At 72.9% G+C, this 12,332-nt stretch carries 10 protein-coding genes; 6 read left to right on the top strand and 4 right to left on the bottom strand.

The window, feature by feature from the left end:
- Positions 1-15: 15 nt before the first annotated feature.
- The 3 genes from CITRI_RS0101690 to CITRI_RS0101680 form a co-directional block, all read right to left on the bottom strand.
- Positions 16-561, bottom strand: a complete 546-nt coding sequence (locus CITRI_RS0101690; protein WP_010142826.1) for a dihydrofolate reductase family protein — start codon at positions 559-561, stop codon at positions 16-18.
- A 69-nt stretch (positions 562-630) separates the two neighbouring features.
- Complete coding sequence (locus CITRI_RS0101685; protein ID WP_010142825.1) at positions 631-1,803, bottom strand: hypothetical protein; 1,173 nt, start codon at positions 1,801-1,803, stop codon at positions 631-633.
- A 116-nt stretch (positions 1,804-1,919) separates the two neighbouring features.
- On the bottom strand, positions 1,920-2,948 hold the full coding sequence (locus tag CITRI_RS0101680) for an LLM class flavin-dependent oxidoreductase (RefSeq protein ID WP_010142824.1): 1,029 nt from the start codon (positions 2,946-2,948) through the stop codon (positions 1,920-1,922).
- Positions 2,949-3,036: 88 nt separating this feature from the next.
- Between CITRI_RS0101680 and dusB the strand changes: the two genes are divergently transcribed.
- Both dusB and CITRI_RS0101670 read left to right on the top strand, forming a co-directional pair.
- The gene (dusB, locus tag CITRI_RS0101675) at positions 3,037-4,245 is read left to right on the top strand and encodes a tRNA dihydrouridine synthase DusB (protein ID WP_040385337.1); all 1,209 of its coding nucleotides are present in this window, start codon (positions 3,037-3,039) and stop codon (positions 4,243-4,245) included.
- 58 nt (positions 4,246-4,303) lie between these two features.
- Positions 4,304-5,626, top strand: coding sequence for a deoxyguanosinetriphosphate triphosphohydrolase (locus tag CITRI_RS0101670; RefSeq protein ID WP_050813553.1), 1,323 nt, complete (start codon positions 4,304-4,306; stop codon positions 5,624-5,626).
- A gap of 53 nt (positions 5,627-5,679) precedes the next feature.
- On the opposite strand, the gene CITRI_RS0101665 is transcribed toward CITRI_RS0101670, so the two are convergent.
- Positions 5,680-6,546: an NAD-dependent deacylase gene (locus CITRI_RS0101665; RefSeq protein WP_029138953.1), complete on the bottom strand. Its 867-nt coding sequence runs from the start codon at positions 6,544-6,546 to the stop codon at positions 5,680-5,682.
- A gap of 194 nt (positions 6,547-6,740) precedes the next feature.
- Here CITRI_RS0101665 and CITRI_RS0101660 point away from each other — a divergent pair, with 194 nt between their 5' ends.
- The 4 genes from CITRI_RS0101660 to CITRI_RS0101645 all read left to right on the top strand — a co-directional run bounded on the left by CITRI_RS0101660 (position 6,741) and on the right by CITRI_RS0101645 (position 12,259).
- Complete coding sequence (locus tag CITRI_RS0101660) at positions 6,741-8,141, top strand: aromatic acid/H+ symport family MFS transporter (RefSeq protein WP_010142820.1); 1,401 nt, start codon at positions 6,741-6,743, stop codon at positions 8,139-8,141.
- 206 nt (positions 8,142-8,347) lie between these two features.
- Positions 8,348-9,448, top strand: a complete 1,101-nt coding sequence (locus CITRI_RS0101655; RefSeq protein ID WP_010142818.1) for an iron ABC transporter substrate-binding protein — start codon at positions 8,348-8,350, stop codon at positions 9,446-9,448.
- A 32-nt stretch (positions 9,449-9,480) separates the two neighbouring features.
- A complete protein-coding gene (locus CITRI_RS15840) occupies positions 9,481-11,145 on the top strand; it encodes an iron ABC transporter permease (RefSeq protein ID WP_010142817.1) in 1,665 nt (554 codons plus the stop codon).
- Positions 11,146-11,194: 49 nt separating this feature from the next.
- A complete protein-coding gene (locus CITRI_RS0101645) occupies positions 11,195-12,259 on the top strand; it encodes an ABC transporter ATP-binding protein (protein ID WP_010142816.1) in 1,065 nt (354 codons plus the stop codon).
- Positions 12,260-12,332 lie beyond the last annotated feature (73 nt).

Below are 12,332 nucleotides of genomic sequence, written 5' to 3'. Positions count from 1 at the left end.
TGCTTCCCGGGACAGCTAGTGCCTCGGCTGGTACCGGAGCGCCACCGCGCCGGAGGTGAACTCCTTCCGGTCCAGCAGGCGCAGCTCGAGGCGCTCGGTGAGCCCGGCGAACGGCGTCGGGCCGTGGCCGGCCAGGACGGGATGCACCACGAACTCGTACTCGTCGATGAGCCCGAGCTCGGCCAGCGCCCGCGGGAGCGTCACACCGCCCACGTAGAGCCCCTCGCCCGGTTCGTCCTTCAACCGCCGCACGGCCTGGCCCAGGTCCCCGCGCACGCGCTCGGCGTTCCAGTCGACCGTCTCCAGGGTGCTCGAGACCACGTACTTCCTCGCCGCGTCGATCGTGCGCCCGAAGGGTTGCGTCCAGTCCGGCATCGCCTCGGAGGCCGGCGGACGCCACGCCTGCTCCATCATCTGGTACGTGACGCGGCCGAGGATGAGCGCGTCGGCGTGCGCCAGGATCCCGGCATGGTGGGCGTGCAGTTCCGGGTCCGTGAGGACGACCCGGTGGTCGCAGCACCCGTCGAGGGTGACATTGATGGAGAACCGCAGCGGTCGCATGGCGCCACGCTAGTGAGGGGGCCGCGGCCGGGGAATGCATGGTCCCCGCCCGGTACCGGTCAGTGGCGGTCAGCGCCGGTAGGTGCTCGGCCAGGCCGCGCGCAGGCGGCAGATCCGTCCGTCGGCGGTGCGCTGCAGGCGCCCGGTGACGAGGCCCTCGAGCAGTCCCTCGTGCAGGCGCTGGTCCATCCGGGGCCTGGGGGAGGGGATGAAGGTGCCGTTCGGGACGACGTCCTGGATGACCTTCCGGACGTTCTCCGGCAGGCTCTGCACACCGCGGACGATGCCCGCGTTGAGGCTCTCGGTGATCCCGGCCCCGAAACCGCCGGTGGCACCCAGCAGGGTGCGGGCCTCCTCGAACAGTTCCTCCTCGGGCAGGCACCTGCCGTCCGGCAGCAGGGACCACAGGGCGTTGGCGATCTCCACGGGCGGGGCGTCGTCCAGGGGCAGGTCCGCGGGGCGTCCGAAGGTGCGGTAGACACCCCAGTGCTCGACCTCCGTGGAACCGGGCCAGAGGAATCCGTGCCGGTCCACCGTGTACCGGTGGGTGGCCATGAGCCGGTCGAGGGCCTTCTGGGCGCGGTATGCGGCGCCGGGGCCGTCGGCGCGTTCCCGCAGTGCCTTCAGGGCCCTCTCCCGGCGCAGGGGGTAGGTCGCATCCAGGAAGTCCTTGACGGCGCGTTCGGCGTCCCGTGCGGTGACGGCACCCATCCGGGGCAGGACGGCCGGCCGTCCCCAGCGGGGATCGAGCAGGAACTGGGGGTGGGGGACCTGCAGGGTGCCCGGCGTGCTCCACCCGGTGGTGCGGACGGCGCGGTCGGCGTCCCGATAGGCGTCCTCGACCCTCTCCACCAGCAGCTCGAGGGACTCCAGGTCCTGGTCCGTGGGGGCGAGTCGGGAGGCCGTGTCCCCGGTGCCGGGGTCCCGGCCCCGGGCACCGGGGGCGGGGTCCACGGACCGTTCCAGGGCGTACTTGTCCCGGGCGGCGCGCTTGAGGGTTCCCGAGAAACCCCGGACCACGGGGCTGGACCGGTCCAGCCACCCCGGGGCCGCGAGGGCGTCACCCGGGCTGCGGTCGTAGCGTTCGGCGTCCATCGTCACGCGGTGGAAGCGCCGTTCCAGTTCCCGCCAGCGCTCCTGCCGGCCGGTGAGCTGGCTGCGCCGGACGGCGGCGACGCCGGCCCATCCGCCGACGCCGGCCACCACGACGCACACGATGAGCATGATGACCCAGAGCTCCATGGGGTCAGGCTCCCGTCTGCCGGCGGTGGGGGGTGCGGGGCGATCGAGCCCAGCCCTCCAAGGCTACCAACGTGCCCGGGCAGACACCGGGTGCCGCGGGAGGGGCCGTGCACCGGTCACTGCCAGCCGAGCACCCTGGCCAGTCCGGCCCACTGCGCGAACAGGTGCGCGTTGTACTCCACGCCGAGCTGGTTCGGGTTGGCCAGCAGGACCCAGTCCGCGGCCTGGACGGCCTCGTCCCCGCGCAGCAGGTCGGCGACCTCGTCCGGGGTGCCCGAGTACGTCGGCCCGCTGCGTGCCCGGCCGCCCTCGAGGTGACCGAAGGAGTCCTTGGCCTCCTTCCGCCCCCCGAAGTACCGGTCGTCCTCGGCCGAGACGATGGGGAACACCGATCGGGTCACGGCGGTCATCCCGCCTGTGGTGTGGCCGGACTCGGCGTAGGCGGCTTTGTACTGGGCGATCTGGTCGGCCTGCTGGACGTGGAAGGGCCGGCCGTCGTCCTGGAGGAGCAGGGTGGAGGAGAGCAGGTTGTACCCCTGCTGCGCAGCCCGCACGCCGGAGGCGATGGTGCCCGAACCCCACCAGATCCGGTTGACCAGCCCACGGGACTGCGGCTGGATGGGCAGCATGTCCTGCCCCGGGGGCGCCCAGCCGGAGTTCGGGTCGGCCTCGGCGATCATCTCCCCGGAGACGGCCTGCCGGAACCGCCGGCCCCGTTCCTGCGCCAGGTCCGACCAGCTCTGTCCGTCCTCCACCTCGTAGCCGAACTGGTGCTGGCCGTCCCGCGCCGCCTCGGGCGAGCCGCGGGAGATGCCCAGCTGCAGCCGGCCGCCGGAGATGAGGTCCGTCGTCGCGGCCTCCTCCGCCATGTAGAGGGGGTTCTCGTACCGCAGGTCGATCACGCCGGTGCCCAGCGCGATGGTCCGGGTGACCGCACCCATCGCGGCCAGCAGGGGGAACGGGGAGGAGATCATGTGCTGGAAGTGGTGTGACCTGACCCAGGCGCCGTCCATGCCGGCCTCCTCCGCGGCCACCGCCATCTCGATGGTCTGGGTCAGCGTCGCACCGGGATCCGGGGTGCGGGACCCGGGCGCGGAACTCCAGTGCCCGAAGTTCAGGAACCCGATCTTCTTCCGTTCACTCATGGTTGGCATAACACCCCATCCACCGGGGATCTTCCACCCCCCGTGGACGGCGCGGCGGCGCACGGACATCTCTGGGATAATGGGTGCAATGACTGCCGTGACTGACGCTTCCCCCGTTTCCCAGCACGCGGCCCCGACTCCAGGACGACTCAACCTGCCCGCCCTGCAGCTGGGCCCGCTGACCATCGACGTGCCCGTGGTGCTGGCCCCCATGGCCGGGATCACCAACACCGCCTTCCGCCGGCTCTGCCGCGAGTACGGCGGCGGCCTCTACGTCTCCGAGATGGTGACCGCCCGCGCCCTCGTGGAGCGCCGGCCCGAGTCCCTGCGGATCATCCACCACGACCCGGACGAGACGCCGCGCTCGGTGCAGGTCTACTCCGTGGACCCGGTCACCACGGGCCAGGCCGTGCGGATGCTCGTCGAGGAGGACCGGGCCGACCACGTGGACCTGAACTTCGGCTGCCCGGTGCCCAAGGTCACCAAGCGCGGTGGCGGCTCGGCCCTGCCGTGGAAGTCGGAGCTGTTCGCCTCGATCGTCGGCGCCGCCGTGCGCGAGGCCTCGAAGAAGGACATCCCGGTCACGGTGAAGATGCGCCGCGGCATCGACGAGGACCACCTGACCTACCTCGACGCCGGCCGCACCGCCCGGGACCTGGGCGTGGCCGCCGTGGCCCTGCACGGGCGCACCATGGAACAGCACTACTCCGGCACCGCGGACTGGGACTCCATCGCCCGGTTGCGCGAGGCCCTGCCGGACATCCCGGTGCTGGGCAACGGGGACATCTGGAGTGCCGAGGATGCCATCGCCATGGTGCGGCAGACCGGTGTGGACGGTGTCGTCATCGGCCGCGGCTGCCAGGGCCGGCCCTGGCTCTTCGGGGACCTGCAGAACGCGTTCGAGGGCTCGGACAAGCGCTTCCGCCCCGGCCTGGCCACCGTCGCCGACACCTTCTACCGGCATGCCGAGCTGCTCGTGGACACCTTCGGCGGGGACGAGGACAAGGCCCTGCGGGACATCCGCAAGCACGTGGCCTGGTACTTCAAGGGCTATCAGGTGGGCGGGGAGCTGCGGGCGAAGCTCGCCCAGGTGCCGGACCTGCTCACCCTGCGGGCCCTGCTGGACGAGCTGGACCCCACCGCCCCGTACCCGGGTCCCGACGCCGAGGGGCCGCGCGGGCGCGCGGGCTCGCCCAAGCGCCCCCACCTGCCCGAGGGGTGGCTGGACTCCCGGGAGCTCAACGCCGAGCAGAAGACGATGATCGCCGCCGCCGAGCTGGACGTCTCGGGTGGCTGAGCCGGCGTCGTCCTCCGCGCCCCTGGCGCCGCGCGGACGGCCGCGGGCGCACCAGGCCGTGCTCTTCGGCCCCGAGGGCCGCCCGCCCTACGCGGGCAGGCCGGCCGCCCTGCCCGGTTACTCGGCCTGGGACCGCGAGCGCTGGCTGCCGGAACCGCCGAAGAGCTCGTACCGCTCGGACTTCGAACGGGACCGGGCCCGCATCCTGCACTCCTCCGCGCTGCGCCGACTGGGGGCCAAGACCCAGGTGGTCGCCCCGGACGAGGACGACTTCGCCCGCACCCGGCTGACCCACTCCCTCGAGGTGGCCCAGGTGGGCCGGGAACTGGGACGGTCCCTGGGCTGTGACCCGGACGTGGTGGACGCCGCCTGCCTGTCCCACGACCTCGGACACCCGCCCTTCGGGCACAACGGGGAGCGGGCGCTCAACGCGCTGAGCCAGGACATCGGCGGCTTCGAGGGCAACGCCCAGACCCTGCGGTTGCTGGCCCGGCTGGAGACCAAGAAGTTCTTCGGCGACGGCACCTCGGCCGGGCTGAACCTGACCCGCGCCTCGCTGGACGCCTCCTGCAAGTACCCGTGGGCCCGCGAGGACGCCCCGCTGGACCCGGACGGCCGGCGCAGCCGCAAGTTCGGCGTCTACGCGGACGACCTGCCGGTCTTCGCGTGGTTCCGCCGGGGCGTCACCGGCCTCCGGAAGTCCATGGAGGCCCAGGTCATGGACCTGGCCGACGACATCTCGTACTCCGTGCACGACGTCGAGGACGGGATCGTCAACGGCCAGTTCCAGCTGCACTGGCTCCAGGACGCCTCCCACCGGGAGCTCGTGGTCGAGCGCACCCTGCAGTGGTACCTCCCGGAGACCGATCCGGCCGAGGTCGAGGCCGCGCTCGAGCGGCTGGAGGGCACCTCCGTGTGGGTGGCCGAGGCGGACGGCACCCGGCGCTCGCGGGCCGCGCTGAAGGACATGACCAGCCAGCTCATCGGCCGGTTCTCCAACGCGGCGTTCGACGCCACCCGCGAGGTGTTCGGCAACGACCCGCTCACCCGGCACGGGGCCGATGTGGTGGTCCCCGCCGAGACGGCCATCGAGATCGCCACCATGAAGGGCATCGCCGCCGCCTACGTGATGAGTTCCGAGGCCCGCCAGCCCCTCTACGCCCGTCAGCGGGAACTGCTCACCGAGCTGGTGGACCTGCTCTGGTCCACCGGGGACCGCTACCTGGACCCGATGTTCGCCCAGGACTGGCGGGAGGCCGCGGACGACGCCGCCCGCCGTCGCGTGGTCATCGACCAGGTGGCCTCGCTGACCGACTCCACGGCCCTGGAGTGGCACGCCACCCTGGTCCGTGGGGAGCAGTTCTCCCGGACCTGGGTCTGATCCCTCGCCCGTCCAGGCCCGTCCGTGTCCGGCCCCCCCCGCGGGCATGGCCCTCATCCTAGGGCGGCCCGGGCCAGGGCCGGCAGGACCGTGCCGGCGGTGCCGGGCACGTGCACGGTGGCGGCGGTGGAGAACTCGGTCGCCTCGGGATTGACCTCGACAACGGCGGCTCCGGCGCCCAGCGCGACGTACGGCAGCGAGGCGGCCGGCTGCACGACGGCCGAGGTGCCGACCACGACGGCGAGGTCACAGGTGTCCAGGGCGGCGTAGGTGTCCTGGAGGGCCCGTTCCGGCAGCATCTCGCCGAACCAGACGATGCCCGGCCGCAACCGTCCGGTCCCGCACGCGGGGCACGGCGGCGGGGTCCGCCGCAGCAGCTGCTCCAGGTCGGCCTCGCTGCCGGCGGCCGGGGCGGCGGGGCCCTCCGGGCCGGCCGCAGTGTCACCCGCCGAGCCCGGATCGTGGCTGGCCTCCGTGCCGCAGTCCGCGCAGCGGTAGTCGAACAGGGAACCGTGCAGGTGGGCCAGCACGTCGGCACCGGCGCGCTCGTGCAGGTCGTCCACGTTCTGGGTGGAGATGACCAGGGATCCGGCCTCGGGGACGCTCCGGGCCCGCTGCCAGGCGGCGATCGCCCGGTGTCCGGCGTTCGGGGAGCAGGACCGCACCAGCCGGGCCCGCCACTGGTACCAGGACCAGACCAGGCCCGGATCGGCGTACCAGGCGTCCTCGGTGGCCAGCTGCTCGGGGCTGTACCGCTCCCACAGCCCGGTCTGCGCGTCCCGGAAGGTGGGCACGCCCGACTCGGCGCTCATGCCGGCGCCGGACAGCACGACCACCCGCCGGGCGTCACGGGCCAGGGCGATCGCCTCGGGGAGGCCGGGAATCTCGGGGTTCTGCTCGGGACACGTCACAGGGCCCATCTAAGCAGGACCCTCCCCGGAACCGGGTGGGCCGGGTCTCCCCGTGCTGTGAGCCCGGTGACAGACTTTCGTATACGTAAGGTAAACTGGTCGCTCATCGTGTGAGCGCCGTCATGGCCACCCATGACGCAGGACTCGTCGCCAGCGTCCCGCGCCCCATCCCCGTCGAACGATCGCCCCGTCCCGGAGGTTCCATGTCCACGTCCACCACCACCCGCCCCGCCGGCGGGTCCGGTTCACTCGTGTTGCGCGGCCGCAACTGGGTGGCCCCGCTGTGCTGGTTCGCCGTCTTCCTCGACGGCTTCGACGCCGTCGTCCTCGGCGCCATCATGCCGATGCTCACCTCCGACCCCACCATGGGCATCGACAACGCCGACGGCACCGTCATCGCCACCGCCGGGCTTGTCGGCATGATGGTGGGCGCCCTGGGGATGGGCTGGCTCACGGACAGGTTCGGCCGCCGCAAGCTGCTCATCGGCGCCGTGATCGCCTTCTCCGTGCTGACCTTCGTCACCGGTTTCGCCCAGGACGCCTTCACCATCGGCCTGCTGCGCTTCCTGGCCGGCCTCGGCCTGGGCGGCTGCCTGCCCACCGGCATCTCCATGGTCACGGAGTTCGCCGGGCACCGGAAGGGTTCCAACGCCACCACGCTGATGATGACCGGCTACCACGTGGGCGCCGTCGTGACCGCCCTGCTGGCGATCTGGGCCGCCGCCAACACCGTCTCCGGCTGGCGTGAGATGTTCTTCATCGGGGGCCTGCCCGCCCTCGTCCTCGTGCCGCTGATGTGGCGCTTCCTGCCGGAGTCCCCGGACTACCTGCTCTCCAGGGGCCGGATCCAGGACGCCCACACCGTGGCCGCGCACTACGGCGTCGAGATCGACGAGGACCCCGAGCGCGCCTTCGCCGATGCCTCCCCGGAGCGTGCCGGCACCGAGAAGCAGGGCGCCTCGCTGCTGCTCTCCGCGGCGTACCGCCGCAACACCGTGTTCATGTGGATCGCCTCCTTCATGGGGCTGCTGCTCGTCTACGGCCTGAACACCTGGCTGCCCCAGATCATGCGTGCCGCCGACTACGACCTCGGCAATTCCCTGGGCTTCCTCGTGGTGCTCAACGCCGGCGCGGTCATCGGCCTGCTCGTCGCGGGACGGGTGGGGGATGCCATCACCCCGCGCAACGCGGCCATCATCTGGTTCCTGGCCTCGGCCGTGCTGCTGGCCGCCCTGGCGATCAAGCTGCCGCTGCTGGGCATCTACGTGATGATCTTCATCACCGGCTGCTTCGTGTTCTCGGCGCAGAACCTGGTCTACGCCTTCGCCGCCACCAACTACCCGCCGAAGGTCCGCGGAACGGCCCTGGGCATGGCCGCCGGGGTGGGCCGCCTGGGCGCCATCTCCGGGCCGATCATGGGGGGCACCCTCGTCACCGCGGGGATCGCCTACCCCTGGGGCTTCTTCGGCTTCGCCGTCGCGGGCGCCCTGGGTGGCCTGGCGGTGACCGGCATGAGGACGATGCGCCGCGCGCAGCGGGATGGCTCCGGGAGCGATTCCGGCTCGGTCACCGGACACGCCGGGCGCACCCCGGCCGGGGTGTAGTCCTCCCCAGGTCACCGAGGGGTCGGCCCCGGGGTGGTCTCGTCCGACGGGATCACTGCCGGGGCCGTCCTATTGCGCAAGGGGGGCGTTGTGTATTCTGGGTGCTGCTCGGGTTAGGTGAGACTTACCTCACTCCCGGGGCCTCGGCGGACCCGGAGGGGCGCGCCGGGATCTCCCCTCCAGAAGTCCGGACAGGAAGTCAGCCGATGAACCACCGCCGTACCCCCGTCGCCCTCACCCTCCCGATCGCCGTGGTCCTCGGCCTGACGGCTTGCTCGGGCGGACAGCCCTCCACGGACACGGCCACCGCGCCGGCCCCGGACGCCACCGGGGCCACCGCGGAGGGGACCGCAGGGGCCCCGGCCGAGGGGGACGGCCAGTTGACGCTCTACTCCGGCCGCAACGAGGAACTCGTCCAGCCGATCCTGGACCGGTTCACCGAGGAGACCGGCATCGAGGTCGACGTGCGGTACGGCGACACCGCCGGCATGGCAGCCCAACTGCTCGAGGAGGGCGACCGGTCTCCGGCCGAGGTGTTCCTGGCGCAGGACGCCGGTGCCCTGGGCGCCGTCTCGCAGGCCGGACTGCTCGAGGCCCTGCCCCAGGAGACCGTCGACGCGGTGCCGGAGTCCTACCGCTCCACGGACGGCGACTGGGTGGGCCTCACGGGCCGGTCACGGGTCCTGGTGTACAACCCGGACCAGGTCTCCGAGGACGAGCTGCCGCAGTCGGTGGACGAGCTCGTCTCGGAGGAGTGGAGGGGCCGGGTCGGGGTCGCGCCGACCAACGCCTCGTTCCAGTCGTTCATCACCGCGATGAGGGTCATGGAGGGCGACGAGGCGGCCCGGGCGTGGCTGGCGGACCTGGCCGCGAACGACCCCCAGATCCGGGAGAAGAACGGCCACATCGTGGCGGACGTGGACTCGGGCGACATCGACGCGGGCCTGGTCAACCACTACTACGTGCACGAACTCGCCCAGGAGAAGGGCGTGGACCCGGAGGACCTGTCGGTCCGCATGCACTTCTTCGGGGCCCAGGACACCGGCGCCCTGGTCAACGTCTCCGGTGCGGGGCTGGTGGGGGACCAGCCCGACGGCGACGCCCAGGCCCTCATCGACTACCTGCTGTCCGAGGAGGGCCAGGCCTACTTCGTCGAGGAGACCAATGAGTACGCGATGATCGAGGGTGCGGAGGCACCCCAGGGCGTGCCCTCCCTCGACGAGCTCGAGGCACCCAAGGTCGACCTCAACGACCTCGACGACCTGGAGCAGACGATCGAGATGATCACGCAGGCGGGGTTGCTCTGACCTCCGCCCGCCGTCACCCCGCGCTGACCGCCGTGGCCCTCGTGGCCACGGCGGTCGCGCTGATCCCCCTGGGCTACCTGCTGCTGCGGACCGGCCAGCAGGGGTTGCCGGCCTGGCTGGACACCGTGTTCACGTGGCGGTCCGGCCGGCTGGCGGCCACCTCGGTGGCCCTGGCCGCCGTCGTCACGGCCGCGAGCCTGGTGATCGGGGTGGCCGGTGCCTGGCTGGTCACCAGGACCGCCGTCCCCCACCGTCGGCTGCTCGCCGTCCTGCTGGCCCTGCCGCTGGCCGTGCCCTCCTACGTGGCCGCCTTCACCTGGGTGTCCGTGGCCGACCTCTGGAACGGGGCGCCCGGCGGGCGCTTCGAGGGCTTCACGGCAGCGTGCGTCGTCCTGACCCTCTACACCTACCCGTATGTCTTCCTGCCCGTGGCCTCGGCGCTCAGCCGGGTGGACGCGGGGCAGGAGGAAGCGGCGCGCTCCCTCGGCCGGGGGCCGTTCAGCACGCTGATGACCGTCACGCTGGCCCAGGTGCGGCCGGCGATCGTGGGAGGGGGCCTGCTCGCCTCGTTGTACGTCCTCTCGGACTTCGGGGCAGTGTCCATCCTCCGGCTCGACACGTACACCCGTGCCATCTACACGGCGCACACCGTGGGGTTCAACCGGGACCAGGCACTGTCCCTGGCCACCCTGCTTGTCCTGCTGACCGGACTCATCCTGTGGGGCGAGGGGGCCACGCGCCGGGCGGGCACCCGCTACGCCTCCACCCGGCCGGGCCGGCCCGCCGCGGTGGCCGACCTGGGCGCCTGGCGCTGGCCCGCCGCCACCGGACTGTGGGCCGTGGTCCTGGTGGCCCTGGGGGTCCCGGCGGTCTCCCTGGTGCGGTGGACCGTGGCCGGCACCTCCCTGGCCGATGCGTGGGGGCGCATCGGCGAGGCCGCGGCCGGTTCCCTCACGCTGTCCCTGCTCGGCGCCTGCGTGACCATGGTGCTGGCCCTGCCCATCGGGATCCTCGTGGCCCGGCACCACGGGCGGCTGACCCGGTTCGTCGAGCGGGCGGTCTACCTCGCGCACGGGCTGCCCGGCATCGTGGTGGCCCTGGCCCTGGTGTTCTTCGGCGTCACCGTGGTCCTGCCCCTCTACCAGACCTCCTGGCTGGTGGCCCTGGCCTACGCCACCCTGTTCCTGCCCCTGGGCGTGGCGGCCGTCTTGGGCGCCGCCGCCCAGGCCCCGCCGTCCCTGGAGGAGGTCGGGCAGTCCCTGGGGGCCACCCCCGCGGAGGTGTTCCGGCGGGTGACCGTGTCGCTCACGCTCCCGGGCATCGGCGCCGGCGCCGCACTGGTCTTCCTGGCCGCGATGAAGGAACTGCCGGCCACCCTGCTGCTCCGCCCCACCGGGATGGAGACCCTGGCCACCCGGCTGTGGAGCGCCACGGGCGTCGGGCGGTACGCGGAGGCGGCACCCTACGCGCTGTTGCTGGTCCTCCTCGCGGCGGTCCCGACCTGGGTGATCGTCCAGCGCTCGGGGATCGTCCGGCCGGCTCCGTCCGGCGCGACCCCGGCCGAGGACGGCATGCTCCTCGCACCGGCGCCCGCGGCACCCCTGATGGTCGACTCCGTGTCCGGCGAGGTCGGAAACCTCGGGGCCGTCACGGGCACCACCACGCTCCGACGACCCGCAGAGGACGTTCAGTCATGAGATCCACCGTCAACCCCGCCCCCTGACAGGGTCCGGACCCCGGGACCCGGTGTCGCGCCCCCGGCTCGCGGTGGACCTGGCGGGGGTCGCGAAGTCCTACGGGTCCCGCCCCGTCCTGCAGGACGTGGGCCTGCAGCTCGAGCAGGGCGGCTTCCTGGCAGTGCTGGGTCCGTCTGGCTGCGGCAAGACCACCCTGCTGCGCTGCATCGCCGGCTTCGAGCGCATCGACGGCGGGCGTATCGCCCTGGGCAACCGGGCCGTGGCCCTCCCCGGGACGCACGTGCCCGCGCACCGGCGCCACGTCGCCGTCGTGCCGCAGGACGGGGCCCTCTTCCCGCACCTGTCCGTGGCCGGGAACGTGGGGTTCGGCCTGGCGAGGACGCAGCGACGAGGGGACGCGCGCATCGAGGAGTGCCTCGCGCTGGTGGACCTCGCCGGGCTGGGCGACCGCATGCCCCACGAACTCTCCGGCGGCCAGCAACAGCGGGTCGCCCTGGCGCGAGCCCTGGCGCCGCGGCCCCGGCTGGTCCTGCTCGACGAGCCCTTCGGCGCCCTCGACGCCTCGTTGAGGGTGGAGCTGCGCCGTGACATCCGGGCCGCGCTCCACGAGGACGGGGCCACCGCGATCCTGGTCACCCACGACCAGGACGAGGCCCTGTCCATGGCCGACCGCGTCGTGGTGCTGCGCGAGGGCCGGGTGCGCCAGGACGCGGTTCCCTCGACGGTCTACGCCCAGCCCGCGGACTCCTGGGTGGCGTCCTTCGTGGGCGACGCCGACCTGTTGCCGTTCACGGGTGCGGACCCGGCCGGACGGGTCCGCACCGCGGTCGGCCCGGTGGAGGTCCGCTCGGGCGGGCCGGGGGCCACGCACCTGGTCCTGCGGCCGGAGCAGGTCCGCATCGACCCGGCGGGGACCGGGACGGGCGAGGGCCCCGTGGCCACCGTGCGGGACGTGGAGTTCTACGGCCACGACACGCTCACCGCCCTGGCCCTGCCGGATGGGACCGTGATCCGCTCGCGCTCCCTCGCGGCACCGGCCTCGGTCGGTGACAGGGTCCGGGTCCGCGTGGTGGGCCCGGTCTGGGCCGTCCCCGACGGCGGACACGCACGGTGACCCCGCCCGGCGGTCTGATGGACGACCGGACCGGTGGATGGCCGGGCCGGGCGTGCCCCGTCCACGCCTAGAC

It is taken from the genome of Citricoccus sp. CH26A, from assembly GCF_000224415.1.
Classification (GTDB): domain Bacteria; phylum Actinomycetota; class Actinomycetes; order Actinomycetales; family Micrococcaceae; genus Citricoccus.
The sequence above is the reverse complement of the archived record's forward strand: the minus strand, read 5'-3'. Positions and strand labels throughout refer to the sequence as shown.